This is a genomic window from Pseudoduganella sp. jia 12 (assembly GCF_055502675.1).
In genome coordinates this window covers 322,113-341,422 of sequence record NZ_JBUXKP010000006.1, presented here as the reverse complement: position 1 = coordinate 341,422, position 19,310 = coordinate 322,113, and the positions used below count along the sequence as shown (strand labels likewise).

The following is a 19,310-nucleotide window of genomic DNA, read 5'->3' as shown; positions in this document are numbered from 1 at the left end:
GGCCGGTGCAGTGGAAGGCACGTAATGCCGGATCGGCCCGGCACTACGGCATCATTGCAACTGATACCCCGCCACGCGCCACTTGCCGTCCGCTTCCAGCGTCGGCGTCACGGTTTCCACGGCATTGGCGCGGTCGGCGAAGCGCGTGGTGTATTGGAGCACCACGTACTGGCCCTGCGGTGCGCCCGGCAACGTGGTCGTGTAAGTCGACGAGGCCACCTTGCGCTCCTGGAACGCGCCGACCGGCAGGCGCACGGCGCGGCCGCCCTGCTCCCACTGCGCCACGCTGACCGCCTTGCGCAGCGGTTCGGCGGCCTGTTCCCACGATGCCTTGTACTGGCCGGCATCGATCAGCGCCAGCCACGCATCGGCGGCCTTCTTCGCGGCATCGATGGCCTCCTGGTTCGGCGCCCCCTGTGCGTGGGCAAAGGTGGCAGCGGATAACAGCAATGCGGCGGCAAACAGTTTCATGAGGATCCTTTCATGGCATGTTGAAAGGCGCGGGCACATTGCCCGCGCCATCCACGATCTTGCCATTTAGTGGCAAGCTGCGCATGAAGCCGGTAACTACCGGACTGCCAGCAACTGCGGGCTATGCCACCTGCGGCAGCTTGTCGATCAGCTTGTCCAGCGTGATCGGGTACTCGCGCACCCGCACGCCGGTGGCGTTGTAGATCGCGTTGGCCACCGCCGCCGCCACGCCGCAGATACCCAGCTCGCCCACGCCCTTTGCCTTCATCGGCGACGACATCGGATCGGTCTCATCGAGGAACACCACCTCCTGGTGCGGGATGTCGGCATGCACCGGCACCTCGTACGTGGCGAGATCGTGATTGACGAAGAAGCCGATGCGCTTGTCCACGGCCAGTTCCTCCATCAGCGCGGCGCCGGCGCCCATCGTCATCGCGCCGATCACCTGGCTGCGCGCGGACTTCGGGTTCAGGATGCGGCCGGCCGCGCACACGGCCAGCATGCGCCGGATGCGCACCTCGCCGGTGTAGGCGTCCACCGCCACTTCGACGAAGTGGGCACCGAACGTGGATTGCTGGTACTTCTTGTCCAGGTCGCCGTATTCCATCTTGTCCTCGGCCACCAGCTCGCCCCCGGCCGCGGCCTCGCGCAAGGGCACGGCCTTGCCGGCGGAGCGCACGGTGCCCTCCGCGAACTCGGCGTTCGCCGCCAGGCCCAGTTTCTTCTCCACGGCTTCGCGCAGCTTCACGCAGGCCGCGTAAACGCCGGCCGTGGAACTGTTGCCGCCCCACTGCCCGCCCGAACCGGCCGACACGGGGTAATCGGAATCGCCCAGCTTCACCACCACCTGGTCCAGGTTCACGCCCATCATCTCGGCCGCGGTCTGCGCGATAATCGTGTAGCTGCCCGTGCCGATGTCCGTCATGTCGGTTTCCACGGTGACGATGCCCTTGGCATCGAGCCGCACGCGCGCGGCCGATTTTTGCACCATGTTGTTGCGGAACGCGGAGGCGACGCCCTGCCCGATCAGCCAGCGCCCTTCGCGCACCTGCGCCGGTTGCGGATTGCGCTTGGCCCAGCCGAATTTTTCCGCGCCCGTGCGCAGGCATTCGACGAAACGACGCTGCGAGAACTTGCGCGTGCGCTTTTCCGGATCGACCGTGGTGTCGTTGACGATGCGGAACGTGACCGGGTCCATCTTCAGCTTTTCCGCCAGTTCGTCGACGGCGATTTCCAGCGCCATCATGCCCGGCGCTTCGCCCGGCGCGCGCATCGCGTTCCCTTCGGGCAGGTCCAGCACGGCCAGGTTCAGGCGCGTCATCCGGTGCTGGCCCGCGTACAGCAGGCGGGTCTGGTTGACGGCCGTTTCCGGTTTGCCGTCCGGCAGGTCGCCGGACCAGCTTTCATGGGCGATCGCCGTGATGCGCCCTTCGCGCGTGGCGCCGATGCGGATGCGCTGGATCGTGGCCGGGCGGTGCGTGGTGTTGTTGATCATCAGTGCGCGCTGCAGCGCGACCTTGACGGGGCGGCCCGCCTGCTTCGCGCCCAGCGCGGCCAGCAGCGCCTCGGCGCGCAGGAACAGCTTGCCGCCGAAGCCGCCGCCGATATACGGCGACACCATCCGCACCTTCTCTTTCGGGATGCCGAGCGTTTTCGCCATGTCGCCCTTGCCCCAGTCGATCATCTGGTTCGACGTCCACACGGTGAGCTTGTCGCCTTCCCACGCGGCGACCGATGCATGCGGTTCCATCATCGCGTGCGACTGGTCCGGCGTGGTGTAGGTGGCGTCGAACTTCACGGGGGCACTGTCGAACGCCGACTGGAAATTGCCGGCCTTGGTTTCCGCCGGGTCGTCGCCGCCCTTCGGCACCTTGGCCGAGGCCTTCGCCTTGGCCAGGTCGTATTCGCCCTTGATCTGCGAGTACGAGACCTTGACGAGCGACGCGGCGGCGCGCGCCTGCTCGAACGTTTCGGCGACGACGAGCGCCACGGCCTGGTGGTAATGGTCGACCTGCGGCCCGGCCAGCAGCTTGGCCGTGTTGTAGTCGCCCTTTTCCAGCTTGCCGGCATTGACGTGGGTGACGACGGCGATCACGCCAGGTGCACGCCGCGCCGCGGTAACGTCGAGCGACTTGATGATGCCTTTCGCGACCGTGGCGCCGACCACGTAGCCGTAGGCTGCGTTGGGCGCCACGTCGTGCCGCTCATAGGCATAGCGCGCCGTGCCGGTGGTTTTGTAGGGGCCGTCGATCCGGTCGACCGGCTTGCCGACGACTTTGAGCTGGTCGATCGGGTTGGTGGTGGCGGGAGTGGTGAACTTCATCGCATCATCCTTTCTTTGCTTCCGCCAGCACCGCGTCGATGGTGCGCTGGACGAGGGGAACCTTGTACGCGTTGTCGTGCATCGGCTTCGCGCCCGCCAGCAGCTGCTCGGCCACCGCGCGGCTGCCACGCGGCAGGTTCTGGTCCGCGGCCGGAATGCGCCACGGCTTGTGGGCAACGCCGCCCAGGGCCACGCGCCCGGTGCCATCCGGCTGCACGATGGCCGCCACCGACACCAGCGCGAACGCATACGATGCCCGGTCGCGCACCTTGTGGTACAGCTGTTTGCCGCCCACCGGCTTCGGTAGCGTTACCGCCGTGATCAGCTCGCCGGGAGCGAGCACGTGTTCGATGTGCGGCGTGTTCCCCGGCAGCTTATGGAAATCGGCAATCGGGATCGTGCGCGTGGCGCCGTTCGGCTGCACCGTTTCCACGGTGGCGTCCAGCGCCGCCATGGCCACCGCCATGTCGCTCGGGTGCGTGGCAATGCACGCTTCGCTGGTGCCGACGATGGCGTGGTGGCGCGAAAAACCGCCGATCGCCGAGCAGCCGCTGCCCGGCTGGCGCTTGTTGCACGGCTGGGCGGTATCGTAGAAGTACGGGCAGCGGGTGCGCTGCAGCAGGTTGCCGGCGGTCGTCGCCTTGTTGCGCAGCTGGGCCGACGCGCCGGCGAGCAGTGCGCGCGACAGCACGCCGTAGTCGCGGCGCACGCGCTCGTCCGCCGCAAGATCCGTGTTGCGCACCAGCGCGCCCACGCGCAGGCCGCCCTCGCGGGTCGGTTCGATCTTGTCGAGCGCCAGGCCGTTGACGTCCACCAGGTGCGGCGGCGTTTCGATTTCCAGCTTCATCAGGTCCAGCAGGTTCGTGCCGCCGGCGATGAAACGGGCGCCGGGCACACGCGCCGCGGCGGCCGCTGCCTCCGCAGGCGTGCGCGCCTTTTCATAGGTAAAGACCTTCATGCGGGCCTCCCGGAGACTTCGACGATCGCGTCGACGATGTTCGAGTAGGCGCCGCAGCGACAGATATTGCCGCTCATACGCTCGCGGATCTCCAGCTCGGTGAGTGGCGGGCGTTTCGTCAGGTCGGCGGTCACGTGGCTCGGGATGCCCTGCCTGATCTCATCGAGTACCGACACGGCCGAACAGATCTGGCCGGGCGTACAGTAGCCGCACTGGTAGCCGTCGTGCTTCACGAACGCGGCCTGCATCGGGTGCATCTTCTCCGGCTTGCCGAGGCCCTCGATCGTGGTGACTTCGGAATTTTCGTGCATGACCGCGAGCGACAGGCAGGAATTGATGCGGCGGCCATCGGCGATCACCGTGCACGCGCCGCACTGGCCCTGGTCGCAGCCTTTCTTGGTGCCCGTGAGGTGCATCTGCTCGCGCAACAGGTCGAGCAAGGTGGTGCGGGTGTCGACGGCGATCGTGTGCTGCTGGCCGTTGACCTTCAGCGTGACTTTCGAGGTAACCGGCGTCTGGGGCACCGCGGTGCCGGTGGCGGGCGCGGGCTGGGCGCCTGCCACCGCGGGCACGGCGGCGGCCGTGGCGGTCAGCGCACCGGCGATCAGCAGGTCGCGCCGGGTCGTGTCGATATCATCCATGTATTGGTATCCTTAGGCGGTTGGGGTATTGCCGGAAGGGTTCGCGGCGGGCTCGTAGCCGGGCGGGAACCGTCAATGATAGTAATGGCAATACACGAAAGGGCTACACACGGTTGGATGCATGCAGGAGCATGCCGATCCCTGCAAAATAAAGACCGTTCGCGCTGGCGCACCGCGAAAAAAAACCGGCATCGCGATGCCGGTTTTTCGTTGAAGCCAGGGTATCAGAACTGCCAGGCCAGGCCGAGGCTGACGTTCGTGGTGTCGCTGGCCGGCTTCTGCACTTCGACGCGGCCGGACAGGTTCGCCGAGAAACGGTAGGCCAGGCCGATGCCGAACAGCGTGTTGTCGACGCTTTCGTCGCCGCGGTAGCCGTAGTAATCGGCTTCCACCTTGGCGTGGGCATAGCCCAGGCGGCCGTAGATGTCGAGGTTGGCGGCCAGCGGCAGCGCGCCCAGCACGGAGATATCGGTCTGCTTGACCTTGATTTCGGAACCGTAGAAGTCCCAGTCGCCATGCTGGCGATAGCCTACTTCGACCGCGATGGCTTCGTTGAAGCCGTAGCCGGCGAATGCGCCGAAGCTGCCCTTGTTGCCGTCGAAATCGCTGACGTCCGTGGTACCGGCGGTTACACCAGCGTAAATACCGGCTGGCATGGCGAACGACGTGGAAGCGACCAGCGACAGCGCGGCGGTGGCGATGAATTTCTTGAACATGGTTTTCCTGATGTGGTGATTGTTGTTTTATTCTGCAATAAAAAATGCAGGGCGGAAATTATATGCGACCATGGCTTTTTCGACAAGCCGGCTTCGGTATCGCCGTTCAATACTGGGTGGTACGATGCCGCGATGAATCGACCGATGAAATTCCTGCTGAAGGTAATTGGCGTGATCGCCGTGATACTCGCCCTGCTCGGCGCCTTCCTGCCGCTGCTGCCGACCACGCCGTTCCTGCTGCTGGCTTCGGCCTGCTTCGCGCGTAGTTCCGTGCGTGCGCACAACTGGCTGCGCACCAATCCCCTGTTCGGCAAGTACCTGCGCGACTGGGAAGATGGCCGCGGACTGCCGTTGCGCGGCAAGATCGTGATCCTGCTGTTCATGTGGGGATCGATGAGCTATTCGCTGACGCGCGTGGCCCATCTCCCCGCGCTGATGGCGCTGATCGTGGCCATCGGCCTCGGCGTGACCGTGTTCCTGCTGCGCTTCGTGCCGACGAAGCGCTGAACACGAGCCTTGCCGGCGCGACGGCGAGCCGCCACGAACGCGTCGGGGATAGTGTCTTCCTGCATGGTCAGCGACGCGCAATGCGCGTCGGCGGCGAAGCCGGTGCACGCAGCCACATCCGGCGACTCGCTCGTCCATGCCTGCACTGCCCCACCCTGTCACATCGTGTTACATACTGTACTTAAGCGTCGATCGGCGCCGGGTCGAATGGGCGTATATTCGGTACAGACGATGACAAGGACTTTTACCATGAAGAAATTTATTCGTATTACCGGCGTTGCCCTGCTGCTTGCCGCCTCCGGCCTAGCCACAGCCGGTGCAAAGGTAACCTATGTGGATACCGAGAAGATGACCGACGTGCCGCGCTTCTCCAGCGACCGGGAATCGATGGAGATCCATTTCCGCGAGCACCTGCAGCGGCTTGCCGAGAAGCTGCCGGAAGGACAGCAACTGAACGTGGAATTCCTGGATATCGACCTGGCAGGGGACCAGTTCCCCCGCGTGGCGATCCAGGATGTGCGGGTACTGAAGGGCCGTGCCGACTGGCCGCGCATGCATTTCCGCTACACCATTGAGCAGGATGGCAAGGTGATCAAAAGCGGAGAGCCGAAGCTGGCCGATCCGAATTACCTGATGAGTACGAACCGCTGGGACAACGAGCAGTACAGCCACGAAAAGCAGATGCTGGAAGACTGGTTCCGGAAGGACTTGCTGGGCAAATCGCGTTGATGGACACTGCCCGGCCTGGCGGCCGGGCATGGAAAGGACTCGACCAGGCAGTTTGGAGCACATCAGACCGGGCGCCATTTGACTAGACTACTTGCGAGATAGCCAATATATGCGCGCGCATGTATGATTGCGGATCATTCACTGTCCGATTTCCATGTCAGCGTCCACCGCAGCCACAGAAGAAAAGCAGAGCAGCGGCGCAAGCTCGAACGACATTGCCGACGATATCGCTTCAGCCATCGCAGCGCGCAAGCTCCCCCCTGGTACCAAGTTGCGCGAGGAAGCATTGTCGCGCCTCTACCATGTGAGCCGTACCAAGATCCGTGCCGCCCTGCTGATCCTGTCCAAGGACAAGCTGATCCAGATCGTGCCGGACAAGGGTGCCTTCGTCAGCCAGCCCAGCGAAAAGGAGTCGCGCGACATCTTTGCCGCGCGGCGCATCATCGAGGGCGCGCTCGCCCGCGAGTTCGTGGCCAGGGCCACGGCGGCGGATTACCGCAAGCTGGAAAAGCACCTGGAAGCGGAGCGCCGCTCGCTCGAAGGCGACCACAAGGTGCGCTCCCAGCTGCTCGGCGACTTCCATGTGGTGCTCGCTGAAATCGTGGGCAACGACGTGGTGCGCGAGATGCTGCACGAACTCGTGGCGCGCAGTTCGCTGATCACGATGCTGTACCAGTCCGACCGGGATGCGGCTTGTTCGGCCAACGAACATGCCGATTTCATCGCCGCGGCCCGCTCCGGCGACGCCGACCTGGCGGCCCAGGTGATGCTCAGCCACCTGTCCCATGTGGAAGCGGCGCTGCGTTTCGATAGCGGTACCAACCACGAGAAGGATCTCGTGTCGGCGCTGTTGAAGTAAGCCGGCCGGCAAGCGGCGCTTCGTGCCGATGATGTCCAGTCAGGCGAAGTGATCACTTGCGTTAGCGTTAGCATGTCCGACCGCTGCGGCGGACCGCCCGGTTCTTCGCTCAGAAAACTGGCGACATCCATGCGAAAACCGGTGTCCGACACCGTTTCCCCGAGGGGAAAGGGTGTCGGACACCGGAACGCCAGCGTCGCGAACTGCATCGAGTGGCTCCCGCGCCAGACCTTTACGCCACTTTACGCGTGCCCGTCGCCAGCGCCAGCTGGCTGGCCAGCGCATTGTGCCGCTCGATCACCACGGGCAGGTCGACCGTTTGCAGCTGGCCGTCGCGCACCACGACCTTGCCGTTGATGATGCTGTGCGTGACGTTCGACGGCGTGCAGAACACGAGCGCCGCCACCGGGTCGTGCAGCGCGCCGGCGAAGCCGATCTGGTCGAGCCGGAACGTGACGATGTCGGCCGACATGCCCGGCTTCAAGGCGCCGATGTCGTCGCGGTTCAGCACCCTGGCGCCGCCCAGCGTGGCGATTTCCAGCGCCTGGCGCGCCGTCATCGCGTCCGGGCCGAAGCCCACGCGTTGCAGCAGCATGGCCTGGCGCGCCTCGCCCAGCATGTGGCCGGCATCGTTCGACGCGCAGCCGTCGACGCCCAGGCCGACCGGCACGCCGGCATCGATCATCTTGCGGATCGGCGCGATGCCGGAAGCCAGGCGCATGTTCGAGCACGGGCAATGCGCGATGCCGGTGCCGGTGCGGCCGAACATGTAGACACCGTCGTCATCGAGCTGCACGCAGTGCGCGTGCCACACGTCGTGGCCCACCCAGCCGCAATCCTCGGCATACTGCGCCGGCGTCATGTTGAATTTTTCGCGGCTGTAGGCGATGTCGTTGGCGTTTTCCGCCAGGTGCGTGTGCAGCGATACGCCGTAGCTGCGCGCCAGGCTGGCCGCTTCCTTCATCAGGTCGCGCGACACGGAGAACGGCGAGCACGGTGCCACCACGATGCGCTGCATCGCATGGCGGCCGGCGTCGTGGAAGGTCTCGATCAGGCGCCGGGTATCCTTCAGGATCGCCGCCTCGTCTTCGACCACGGCGTCCGGCGGCAGGCCGCCCTTCGACTGGCCCACGCTCATGGCGCCGCGGGCGGCGTGGAAGCGCATGCCGATTTGCGAGGCTGCCTCGATGCTGTCTTCCAGCCGGCAATCGTTCGGGTAGATGTACAGGTGGTCGCTGCTGGTGGTGCAGCCGGACAGGATCAGTTCCGACATCGCCGTGAGCGTGGACACGTGCACCATCTCGCCGGTGAGATTCGCCCAGATCGGATACAGGTTCGTCAGCCAGTTGAACAGCTCGCCGTTCTGCGCGGCGGGGATCACGCGCGTCAGGCTCTGGTACATGTGGTGGTGGGTATTGACCAGGCCAGGCATCACGAGCTGGCCGGTGGCGTCGATCACCTCGTCCGCCGCCTGCGGCAGGTCGGCGCTGGGGCCGACGGCTTCGATCACGTTGCCGCGCACGAAAACGGCGCCGTCGTCGATCTCGCGCCGCTCGTCGTCCATCGTGACGACCACGCGGGCATTCCTGATCAGCAGGGTTCTTGTCATGTCATTTTCTCCGTAAAGATGATGACACTGCGGAAACAATGCTAAAGGCACTGCGGAAACAATGTCGCAAAAAAAACCGCGCGGCACCGATGGCGCCGCGCGGGCTGAGGTGGCCGCTAGATTACGCGGCCTCGACGTTTTTTACCAGCAGGGGCTGCGGCGTTTCTTCTTCTTCCTCGTCATCGTGTACTTCGCTCTCGCGGCCCGGCAGGATCAGGTTCAGGGCCATGGCCACGATGGCGCCGGTGCTGATGCCGGAACCGAAGATTTCCTTGACGATCGCCGGCATTTTCGCCAGCAGTTCCGGGCGGGCGCTGACGGCCAGGCCGCAGCCCAGCGACACGGCGATGATCAGGCCGTTGCGCTTGTTGTGCTCCACGCTGGCCAGCATCTGCACGCCGGCAGCCAGGATCATGGCGAACATCATCAGGCCGGCACCGCCCAGCACAGGCTGGGGAATGGTGACCACGACGGCGCCCAGCACCGGGAACAGGCCGGCCAGCAGCAGGAACGCGCCGGTCAGCGCCACCACGTGGCGGCTGGCCACGCCGGTCAGCGAGATCACGCCGACGTTCTGCGCAAAGGTAGACACTGCCGGGCTGCCCATCACGGAGACAAAAGCGGAACCGATGCCATCGCACAGCACGCCGCGGCACAGGTGCTTGCCACGCACTTTCGTGTTGGTGGCCGTGCCCAGCGCCATGAAGGTGCCGGTGGTTTCCACGATCGTGACAATGTAGGCCAGGCCCATGGCGAGGATGCCGCTGAGCGGGAAGGTCATGCCGTACTGCAGCGGTTGCGGCAGCGCGAACGTGGTGGCCTTGGCCACCGAGCCGAAGTCGACCAGGCCGAGTGCCAGGCAGACGACATAGCCGATGGCCATGCCGATCACGACGGCGGCCGCCGAGATGATGCCCTTGCCGAACTGCACGAGGCCGATCACGGTGACCAGTACGAACAGGGCGATGCCCAGGTTGATCGGGTCGGCGTAGTTCGGGGAACCCTTGCCGCCGGCAGCCCAGTCGATCGCGACGGGCACCAGCGACAGGCCGATCATCGTGACGACGACGGCGGTGACGGTATGCGGGAACAGCTTGCGGATCTGCGGCATGAAGAAGCTGCCGACGATCATGATCGCCGAGCCGGCCAGCGACGAACCGAGGATGCCGGGCACCCCATGCTCGAAGCCGATGGTGATGGCGGCGCCGACGAAGGCGAAGCTGGTGCCCATCACGCAGGGCAGGCGGATGCCGATCGGGCCCACGCCCTTGCACTGGATCATCGTGACGATGCCGGAACCCAGCAGCGCGGCGTTGACGAGCGCGACGATCTGATCGGCCGGCAGTTTCAGGACGGCGCCGATGACCAGGGGCACGGCGATGATGCCGCCCAGCGCGGCAAGCATGTGCTGGGCGGCCAGCAGGATGGTGGTGGGCAGCGGTGGACGGTCGTCCACCTGGTAGAGCAGGTTGTTCATCTGTGTCTCCAAGATGTTGTTTGTGAACTACTAGTTCCGGGTGCTTCAGGCATTCTCGTCACGCAGATCGTCTCGCCTGCTGGTATTTCGAGTCGGGCCCGTGGGAAGCGTCTGCATCGTGCCGGTGCCCGGGTGCGGGCGCCGGCCTCAGCGGCAAGGCAAAACCGGCTTGTCGGGTTTGCGCTGCCTGGACGGCCACTCCAAGGATGCCTTGGCACTGCTCTTTGGCAGCTCTTGATGGGAAGCCATGGTGCCGAGTCGCGAAAAAGTTGTCAACATATTTTGTATACAATTTCACGCGGGATGCGGTGGATGCACGATATGCCGAGCGTGAAGAAAGCGGCGCACAAGCCTTCCCGGGCGTTGCGCGCCATGTACCCGCACCGGCGCGCTGTTGCAGGCGCTGCTGCAGACTCCCTTGCCAGCGTTCTTACTGACGCTTGCCCATGATGTAGGTGCGCTCCACCGTGCGGTCGTCGCCCAGCGTTTGCAGCACGAACAGCTTTTCTTCCAGCGTGGTGGCGCGCGCAGAGCGGAACTTCAGCAACTCGGTCGCGTTCGGGTTCAGCACGACGAAGTCGGCCTCGTTGCCGGCCTTGAAGCTGCCGATCTTGTCGTCCAGTTCCAGTGCCCGGGCCGCGCCCAGCGTGGACAGGTAGAACGACTTCAGCGCCGTCAGCGGCTTCTTCGTGGACGGATCGTCGGTAAAGGCCTTGTGCAACTGGATCACCTTGTAGGCTTCGCCCATCGTGCGCAGCGCCGAGAAGCTGGTGCCGGCACCCACATCGGTCCCCATGCCCACTTTCACGCCGTGCTTTTCGGCCGCCTGCAGGTCGAACAGGCCGCTGCCCAGGAACAGGTTCGAGGTCGGGCAGAACGCGATGGCCGAACCGGTCCGCGCCAGCGACGCCAGTTCATCCTCGCGCAGGTGCACGCCATGGGCATACACGGAGCGCTTGCCCGACAGGCCGAAGCTGTTGTACACGTCCAGGTAGCCGTTCGACGCCGGGAACAGTTCCTGCACCCAGGCGATCTCGCTCTTGTTCTCGGACATGTGCGTGTGCATGTACACGTCCGGGTACTCCTTCAGCAGCTTGCCGGCCATGGTCAGCTGTTCCGGCGTCGATGTCGGCGCGAAGCGCGGCGTGACGGCATACAGCGCGCGGCCGCGCTTGTGCCAGCGGTTGATCAGCGCTTTCGAATCGGCATACGACGTCTCGGGCGTATCGAGCAGGTCATCGGGCGCGTTCCGGTCCATCATGACCTTGCCGGCGATGATGCGCATATTGCGCCTGGCCGCTTCCTCGAACAGCGCGTCGACCGATTCCGGGTGCACGGTGGCCATGACCAGCGCGGTGGTGGTGCCGTTCTTCACGAGTTCGTTGACGAACACCTTGGCCACGCCGCGCGCGTAATCCTTGTCGCCGAACTGGCTTTCGGTCGGGAACGTGTAGGTGTTCAGCCATTCCAGCAGCTGCTCGCCGAAGGAACCGATCATTTCCGTTTGCGGGTAGTGCACGTGGCTGTCGATAAAGCCCGGTACGATCAGGCGGCCGCGCAGGTCGACGACCTGCACGTTCTGGTTGTTCGACAGCAGGGTGCCGGCCGGGCCGACGGCTTTCACCTTGCCGTCGGCGCCGACCAGCAGCACGCCGTCTTCATAATATTCATGCGACTGCTGGGTGGCCGAAGGATCGCCCGTGAAATGCAGCACGGAAGCGCGGTACGCGACGGTGCCGTACTGTTGCTGCTGGTCTTGCTGCTGGTCTTGCTGCTGCTGCTGCTGCTGTTGCTGCTGCTGCTGCTGTTGCTGTTGCTGCTGCTGTTGCTGCTGGCTGGCGTGCGCCGGCGATGCGGCCATGAGGATGGCGGCGATGGCGGCGGACAGGTACGACAGGCGTGCTTTGCTCAATGTAGTCTCCAATGTTGAATGGGATACGGCGCTTGGGTAACGCCTTCTGGTTATCTTGAACAGAAGTCCTCCAGCCGGTTTGCCACCCTCTTCCTGAAATTGCGCGCAGGCGCCCCCGCATGGCGCCTCGTGGAAGCCATGGAATCGAATCGACGTGGTATCGGTATCGGTACTGTTGTTGCACCGGCGTGGTGGCCGGTGCGCAGCGCGGGAAGAGTGTTAACGAATCCGGCAGTTGCGGAGACACAATGTACCGGCAGACGGTCGTTGTCTTATATGCAATGCCATATCATCTTTATGTGTGTTTCCACCTGTCGCCGCAGGGGAAAGTGCGGCGATTGACGTTGGCGACCGGTCAGTCCTTCGATCCACGTGCCCAGCGCAGGCCGAAACCATACTTGCGATCCATTGCCTCATGGTTGCTCATCTTGCCGTCTGAAACGATGTAGTCGACAAGCTTGGTGACCTGCAGCTGCCCGTTGTGGTTCTCGATGGACGCGATGGCGCACATGCCGCCGGCGCCACCATGGTCGAGGCGCACTTCGACCGGAGCATTGTCCGGTACCTCGATGGTGACGACGGCGTCGGTGGCCGCCCAGTTCGGCACGCCCCGGTAGATGAACGTGAAGACGAGGATGCGCCGCACCTGGTCGAACTGGTCGCCGTTGATGAACATGTTTTCGCCATCGGTCTTCGTGCCGGTGCGGTCGTCGCTGTCGAGCTTGATGAACGGGCGGCTGTCGAAGCTGCCCCACGAGTCCCCCAGCGCCTGCACGCCGCCCGCCGTGCCGTCGGCCAGTTCATACAGGCAGCCCAGGTCCAGGTCGATGCCGTTCGATGACTTGCCGCCGCCGCCGAACATGCCGAACAGGCCGCCCTTCTGCTGCTGCTGCGGCTGCGCCCCGGCCGAGTTGCGGTTCCAGTTCAGGTTGACACGGATGCGGCCGAAGCCGCGGCGCGCCGCGCCCTTTGCCAGCGACACCTTGTCGCCGCGCTTTTCCAGCGTGACTTTCGACAGCGAGACCTTGGGTGCCGCCGGCGTCGGCGCCGGGGCCGGGGCTGGTGCGGGCGCCGACGAGGGCGCCGCCTCCGAGCCGCCGAAATGCGCCAGCAGCGCCGACAGGCCGCCATTGAAGCCCTGGCCCACGGCACCGAAACGCCACTGGCCATCCTTGCGATACAGCTCGCCCAGCATGACGGCCTTTTCTTCCTGGAAGTCGGCGCCGGACAGCGCGAACGTCGCCCCGTCGCCCAGTGTCATGGCGCCGCTGCCGATGCTCCGCATGGTGCCGTTGCCGTCGATGGCGCCGGTGAACACCAGCTTGTCGATCGAGGCCGGCAGCGCATCGAGGTTCAGCTGGAACTGCGCCCGCGTGCCGGACAGGTTCACGCGGATCGCCCCTTCCGGGCTGGCCAGCTGGTTGAAGAAGATCATGTAGCGGTCGTCGGCCAGCTTGCCGGCCGCGTCGAGGCCGAAGCACGACAGGTCGACCGACAGGCCGTTGCCCGGCAAGTCGACGGTGACCTGGAATGCGGAGCCCAGGCCGAGGTCGGACAACTTGGCCTTCTGGCCGCGGATGATGGTTTTCATGGGTATCGGTTCCGTTTGGTTGGCGTTGGAACCGGTGATGTTAAGGCATGCGGTGGCCAGACTGCCAGCAAGCCCGCCTTGCCCGGGTCGCGTTCGCGTAAAGCCCGGTAACAAGAGCCTGTTACCAACGGTTATCCCCTCCGTAAGCATATGGTAAGCAAGGGTACTTAGGATCAACCTTAGCCGCCTTATCCGAATAAGCTGCGCTTAATAAAACTATTGGAGACAAAATGGAACAAGACATGGTCCGGCGGGTCAAGCAAGACCCCAACTACCAGAAGCTGGTGAAGACACGTTCACGCTACGGCTGGATGCTGACGTGGCTGGTGATGATCGCCTACTACGGCTTCACCGCGCTGAACGCCTTCGACAAGGAATTCATGGCTGCCAAGATCGGCGACGGCGTCATGTCGCGCGGCGTGCCGCTCGGCTTGTTCGTGATCCTGTTCACCGTGGCGGTCACGGCCATCTACGTGCGCCGCGCCAACCGCGAATTCGATGCGCTGACCGACGCCATCCACCGCAACGCCGCCGCCCACCAGGGTTCGACCGGCGCCGCCACTGCAACGACGGCAGAGGTGCGCGCATGAGCCGCATGGACATTTCCCGCTTTGTTCCGCACGCCGCGGCCGCACTGGCTTCGCTGACCGTGGCCGGTGCCGCGCTGGCCGCACCCGACCTGGGCGAAGCCACCAAGCAGGCCACCAACTGGACCGCGATCTCCATGTTCGCGGCCTTCGTGCTGCTGACACTGTTCATCACCAAGTGGGCCGCCAAGCGCACCCGCTCGGCATCGGACTTCTACACGGCCGGCGGCGGCATTACCGGCTTCCAGAACGGCCTGGCGATCGCCGGCGACTTCATGTCCGCCGCATCGTTCCTCGGCATTTCCGCCGCCGTGTTCATCAGCGGCTTCGATGGCCTGATCTACGCGATCGGCTTCCTCGTCGGCTGGCCCGTGCTCACGTTCCTGATGGCCGAGCGGCTGCGCAACCTGGGCCGCTTCACGTTTGCCGACGTGGCGGCCTACCGCTTCGCCCAGAAGCCGGTGCGCCTGTTCGCGGCATCCGGCACGCTGGTCGTGGTGCTGTTCTACCTGATCGCCCAGATGGTGGGTGCGGGCCAGCTGATCAAGCTGCTGTTCGGCCTGGACTACTGGATCGCCGTGGTGCTGGTGGGCGTGCTGATGATGGTGTACGTGCTGTTCGGCGGCATGACGGCTACCACCTGGGTGCAGATCATCAAGGCCGTGATGCTGCTCGGCGCCACCACCTACATGGCGTTCGCCGTGCTGGCGATGTATGACTTCAGCCCGTCGGCGCTGTTCGGCAAGGCCGTGGAAGTGCACGAGAAAGGCGACGCGATCATGGGCCCGGGCGGCTTCATCAAGGATCCGATCTCCGGCATTTCGTTCGGCATGGCGCTGATGTTCGGCACCGCCGGCCTGCCCCACATCCTGATGCGTTTCTTCACGGTGCCGAGCGCCAAGGAAGCGCGCAAGTCGGTGCTGTGGGCCACCACGTGGATCGGCTACTTCTATGTGCTGGTGTTCATCATCGGCTTCGGCGCCATCGTGCTGGTCGGCACCAATCCGGTCTTCAAGGATGCCGCCGGCGCGCTGCTGGGCGGTAACAACATGGCGGCCGTGCACCTGGCCAATGCCGTGGGCGGCGACATCTTCCTCGGCTTCATCTCGGCCGTGGCTTTCGCCACCATCCTCGCGGTGGTGGCCGGCCTGACCTTGTCCGGCGCCTCGGCCGTGTCGCACGACCTGTACGCCACCGTGCTCAAGAAGGGCAAGCCGGCCCCGGGCAGCGAACTGCGCGTGTCGAAGTTCACGACGATCGTGCTGGGCGTGATCGCCGTGCTGCTGGGCATCGTGTTCGAGAAGCAGAACGTGGCCTTCATGGTGTCGCTGGCCTTCGCCATCGCCGCCTCGGCCAACTTCCCGGTGCTGTTCATGTCCGTGCTGTGGAGCAAGTGCACGACCCGCGGCGCGACCGTCGGCGGCTTCCTGGGCCTGATCACTGCCGTCACGCTGACCGTGCTGTCGAAATCCGTGTGGGTCGATGTGTTCCACAACGCCGAAGCGATCTTCCCGTACACGTCGCCTGCCCTGTTCTCGATGACCGCCGGCTTCGTGGGAATCTGGCTGTTCTCGATCACCGATTCGAGCAAGCGTGCAGCCATCGACAAGGCTGGCTTCGAGGCGCAGGAAGTGCGTTCGGAAACCGGTATCGGCGCTTCGGGAGCGCACGCTCACTGATCGCCTGAGCCGGTATTGCTGGCTGGTTGAAACGGCCCGGGTGTGGAAACGCCCGGGCCGTTTTTTATGGGTGCTGTTCGCGAAAACGGTGGCGATTCCGGACAGGGCCAAGCCGCCCGCTCATGCAGGCGTCCGCCTGGCACAACCACACCATGCGAGAATGCAAGCGTGGAACCCTGCCGCGCTGTACGGTCGCGGGAACGTGCGCTGCATGTCCACGCCCTCCCGGCCGGCCTTCTTGCGGTCCCCGAACGACAGTTTCCTGCCACACGCTCACGAAGCCAAGCCTCCATGCACGCGCCCGATTTTCGCGCCATCTTCGACGCCACGCCGTCACCCTACCTGGTACTCGACGCGGATCTCCTGATCGTCTTCGTCAACCAGGCGTACCTGCAGGCGACCAGCACGCGTTCAGGGGACATCGTGGGCCGGCATATCTTCGATGTGTTTCCCGACAATCCTGGCGACCCCGCGGCCAGCGGTGTGCAGAACCTGCGGGCTTCGCTGCTGCGCGTGTTGCGAAACAAATGCGCCGATACGATGGCCATCCAGAAATACGACATCCGGATTGCCGGTCCGGACGGTGTGTATTTCGAGGAACGCCACTGGAGCCCGGTCAACACCCCCGTATTCGATGCGCAAGGCAATGTCAGCCACATCATCCACCGGGTGGAGGATGTGACCGAGTTTGCCAGGGCCAGGGACCGCAGTGCCCACATGGCGTCGACCATCGATGAGCAGGCGCTCGAGATCGAGATCGCGAACCGGCGCCTGCGCGAGGCCAACGACGAACTCGAGCAACGCGTCGCGGCCCGGACCGAAGCGCAACGCGGCACGGAAGAAAAGCTGCGTGCGAGCGAACTGCGCTTTCGCACCATGGCCGACGCCATTCCGCAGATCGTGTGGATCATCGATGCGGCCGGCCGGGGCGTGTATTTCAACAAGCAGTGGACGACCTATACCGGCGTTGCGCTCGACGGCATGACGCCCGAGGAAGTCTCCGGCAGCTTCGTGCACCCGGACGATCACGCGCTCACCATGGATGCGTGGGCACGTGCCCGGCACGGCGGGCACAGTTTCAGCGTCGAGCATCGGATACGTGCTGCTTCTGGCGAATACCGCTGGTTCCTGGTGCGCGCCGAACCGTTCCGGAACCCGCAATCGGGCGAGATCGACCTGTGGTTCGGCACCTCAACGGATGTCGATGACCGCAAGCTTGCCGAGGCCGCGCTCAGGAAAAGCGAAACACGCTATCGCTCGCTGTTCGAGTCGATCGACGAAGGTTTTTGCATCATCGAAGTGCTGTTCGACCGGGATGGGCGGGCTTATGACTACCGCTTCTGTGACCTCAATCCAAGTTTCCGCACCCAGACCGGCCTGGCCGATGCGGTCGGCAAATCGATGCGCGAACTGGCGCCGGCGCATGAAGCCCACTGGTTCGATATCTACGGCCGGGTAGCGACGACGGGCGAAACGGTGCGCTTCGAGAATGAAGCCAGGGCGCTGAACCGCTGGTTCGATGTGTTTGCGTCGCGCATCGACGAGGAGGATGGCCCCAAGGTAGCGGTCCTCTTCAAGGACATCACCGGACAAAAACGCATGACGGAAACGCTGCGCCGCAGCGAGCAGGCCGCGATCGAAGCCGCGCAGCAGGCGGAATCCGAACGGCAGAAGCTGAACGCGCTGCTGCAGGCCGCCCCCGTGGGTATCGTGTTGAGCGATACGAACGGCGAGATCCTGCTGACCAACGCCGCCCACAGGCAGTTATGGGGCACCCATTCCCCCGGGTCGACGAGCATCGCGGAGTTCGCGGAATGGAAAGGCTGGTGGGCGGATCATTCGGAACGGCATGGCCTGCGCCTGGGGCCACGCGAATGGACCACCGCCCGCATTCTCGCCGGCGAGGAAAACCCGCGCGACATCATTGCCATCGAATCGTTCGACATTCCCCCTGTGCGCAGGACCGTGCTGATTACCGGCGCACCGGTCAAGGATGCCATCGGCAATATCGTCGGCTCGGTGGTGGCGCAGATGGATATCAGCGACCGTATCCGGGCAGAGGACGCGCTGCGCCAGGCGGACCGCCGCAAGGATGAGTTCCTGGCCATGCTGGCCCACGAGCTGCGCAACCCGCTGGCCCCCATCGCCGCCGCGGCCGACCTGCTCACGCTGGGCCGGGTCGACGAATCGCTGATCAGGAAAACCAGCGGCATCATCACGCGCCAGGTCAGGCACATGACGGGCCTGGTGGACGATTTGCTGGATGTGTCGCGCGTCACGCGCGGCCTGGTGCAGCTCGACAGGACGCTGGTCGATGCGACCGTGATCGTGGCCGATGCCATCGAGCAGGTGCGCCCGCTGATCGAGTCGCGCCGCCACCGGCTGGCCGTCCGGATGTCGTCGGAAACGGCATTCGTCAACGGCGATATCAAGAGGCTCGTGCAGGTCGTGGCGAACCTCCTCAACAATGCCGCGAAGTACACGCCGGAAGGCGGCGACATCGTGCTCGGCACGGCGGTAGACGGCGGCGAGGTCCGGATTGCCGTCGCCGACAACGGCATCGGCATTGCGCCGGCACTCCAGGCAACGATCTTCGACCTGTTTACGCAGGCGGACCGCATGTCCGACCGCTCGCAAGGCGGCCTGGGGATCGGGCTCGCGCTCGTGAAAAGCCTGGTGGAGCTGCATGGCGGGCACATCGCGGTGGACAGCGACGGCATGGGCCAGGGCAGCCGGTTCGTGATCTGCCTGCCCCGGTTCGATGCGGTTGCCGCCACCGCGCCCCACGACGATCGCCGGATGGCCCCGTCCGTGCGCGGCACCATGCTCAAGGTGATGGTGGTCGACGACAATGCCGATGCGGCGCAGATGCTGGGCATGTTCATCGAGGAGCTGGGCCACCGGGTCGCCATCGAATATCATCCGCGAAGCGCGATCGAACGCGCCCGGACCGACAGCCCGGATGTGTGCCTGCTCGACATCGGCTTGCCCGACATGGATGGCAACGAGCTGGCGCGCCGGCTTCGGCAGCAGCCCGAAACGGCCCGCTCGATCCTGATCGCCATCACCGGGTACGGGCAGGAACAGGACCGCGCGGCCGCGCTGGACGCGGGTTTCGACCATTACTTCGCCAAGCCGGTCGACAGCATGAAGCTGGCCGGCCTGTTATCCAGCCTGGGCGGGAGAGCGTCCGTGGGCGCCTGACTCGGGATCGGGCAAGCACCTGCCCGTGACAGTCTTGCCGCGAGCCG

Annotated in this window: 15 protein-coding genes; 6 read left to right on the top strand and 9 right to left on the bottom strand. The window is 64.8% G+C overall.

All coding sequences use genetic code 11. The features are described from left to right. Window positions 1–51: 51 nt before the first annotated feature. The 5 genes from ACY65G_RS15840 to ACY65G_RS15820 form a co-directional block, all read right to left on the bottom strand. The gene (locus ACY65G_RS15840) at window positions 52–471 is read right to left on the bottom strand and encodes a DUF4019 domain-containing protein (RefSeq protein WP_464998273.1); all 420 of its coding nucleotides are present in this window, start codon (window positions 469–471) and stop codon (window positions 52–54) included. A 121-nt stretch (window positions 472–592) separates the two neighbouring features. Continuing rightward, window positions 593–2,794, bottom strand: coding sequence for an aldehyde oxidoreductase molybdenum-binding subunit PaoC (paoC, locus tag ACY65G_RS15835; RefSeq protein ID WP_464998272.1), 2,202 nt, complete (start codon window positions 2,792–2,794; stop codon window positions 593–595). 4 nt (window positions 2,795–2,798) lie between these two features. Then, complete coding sequence (locus tag ACY65G_RS15830; protein ID WP_464998271.1) at window positions 2,799–3,752, bottom strand: FAD binding domain-containing protein; 954 nt, start codon at window positions 3,750–3,752, stop codon at window positions 2,799–2,801. After that, window positions 3,749–4,393 (bottom strand): aldehyde dehydrogenase iron-sulfur subunit PaoA, encoded by a 645-nt coding sequence (gene paoA / locus ACY65G_RS15825; protein WP_464998270.1) that lies wholly within the window; start codon window positions 4,391–4,393, stop codon window positions 3,749–3,751. Before paoA ends, ACY65G_RS15830 begins: the two co-directional genes overlap by 4 nt. A 224-nt stretch (window positions 4,394–4,617) precedes the next feature. Next, on the bottom strand, window positions 4,618–5,109 hold the full coding sequence (locus tag ACY65G_RS15820; RefSeq protein WP_464998269.1) for a porin family protein: 492 nt from the start codon (window positions 5,107–5,109) through the stop codon (window positions 4,618–4,620). Window positions 5,110–5,253: 144 nt separating this feature from the next. On the opposite strand from ACY65G_RS15820, the gene ACY65G_RS15815 reads away from it, so the two are divergent. The 3 genes from ACY65G_RS15815 (at window position 5,254) to ACY65G_RS15805 (ending at window position 7,204) form a co-directional block, all read left to right on the top strand. Beyond that, the gene (locus ACY65G_RS15815) at window positions 5,254–5,616 is read left to right on the top strand and encodes a YbaN family protein (protein WP_464998268.1); all 363 of its coding nucleotides are present in this window, start codon (window positions 5,254–5,256) and stop codon (window positions 5,614–5,616) included. A gap of 249 nt (window positions 5,617–5,865) precedes the next feature. Beyond that, a complete protein-coding gene (locus tag ACY65G_RS15810; RefSeq protein ID WP_464998267.1) occupies window positions 5,866–6,345 on the top strand; it encodes a DUF3016 domain-containing protein in 480 nt (159 codons plus the stop codon). Between the two features lie 154 nt (window positions 6,346–6,499). Next, window positions 6,500–7,204 (top strand): GntR family transcriptional regulator, encoded by a 705-nt coding sequence (locus ACY65G_RS15805; protein ID WP_464998266.1) that lies wholly within the window; start codon window positions 6,500–6,502, stop codon window positions 7,202–7,204. A gap of 232 nt (window positions 7,205–7,436) precedes the next feature. On the opposite strand, the gene ACY65G_RS15800 is transcribed toward ACY65G_RS15805, so the two are convergent. From ACY65G_RS15800 to ACY65G_RS15785, 4 genes are all read right to left on the bottom strand, one after another. Continuing rightward, the gene (locus ACY65G_RS15800) at window positions 7,437–8,813 is read right to left on the bottom strand and encodes an 8-oxoguanine deaminase (protein ID WP_464998265.1); all 1,377 of its coding nucleotides are present in this window, start codon (window positions 8,811–8,813) and stop codon (window positions 7,437–7,439) included. 121 nt (window positions 8,814–8,934) lie between these two features. Beyond that, window positions 8,935–10,290, bottom strand: coding sequence for a uracil-xanthine permease family protein (locus tag ACY65G_RS15795; protein WP_464998264.1), 1,356 nt, complete (start codon window positions 10,288–10,290; stop codon window positions 8,935–8,937). A 430-nt stretch (window positions 10,291–10,720) separates the two neighbouring features. Further along, the gene (gene guaD / locus ACY65G_RS15790; RefSeq protein ID WP_464998382.1) at window positions 10,721–12,151 is read right to left on the bottom strand and encodes a guanine deaminase; all 1,431 of its coding nucleotides are present in this window, start codon (window positions 12,149–12,151) and stop codon (window positions 10,721–10,723) included. 406 nt (window positions 12,152–12,557) lie between these two features. After that, window positions 12,558–13,793 (bottom strand): TerD family protein, encoded by a 1,236-nt coding sequence (locus ACY65G_RS15785; RefSeq protein WP_464998263.1) that lies wholly within the window; start codon window positions 13,791–13,793, stop codon window positions 12,558–12,560. Window positions 13,794–14,023: 230 nt separating this feature from the next. On the opposite strand from ACY65G_RS15785, the gene ACY65G_RS15780 reads away from it, so the two are divergent. The 3 genes from ACY65G_RS15780 to ACY65G_RS15770 all read left to right on the top strand — a co-directional run bounded on the left by ACY65G_RS15780 (window position 14,024) and on the right by ACY65G_RS15770 (window position 19,263). Continuing rightward, window positions 14,024–14,383 (top strand): DUF485 domain-containing protein, encoded by a 360-nt coding sequence (locus ACY65G_RS15780; RefSeq protein WP_464998262.1) that lies wholly within the window; start codon window positions 14,024–14,026, stop codon window positions 14,381–14,383. A gap of 5 nt (window positions 14,384–14,388) precedes the next feature. After that, the gene (locus tag ACY65G_RS15775; protein WP_464998381.1) at window positions 14,389–16,059 is read left to right on the top strand and encodes a cation acetate symporter; all 1,671 of its coding nucleotides are present in this window, start codon (window positions 14,389–14,391) and stop codon (window positions 16,057–16,059) included. A 291-nt stretch (window positions 16,060–16,350) separates the two neighbouring features. Further along, window positions 16,351–19,263, top strand: coding sequence for a PAS domain-containing hybrid sensor histidine kinase/response regulator (locus ACY65G_RS15770; RefSeq protein WP_464998261.1), 2,913 nt, complete (start codon window positions 16,351–16,353; stop codon window positions 19,261–19,263). Window positions 19,264–19,310 lie beyond the last annotated feature (47 nt).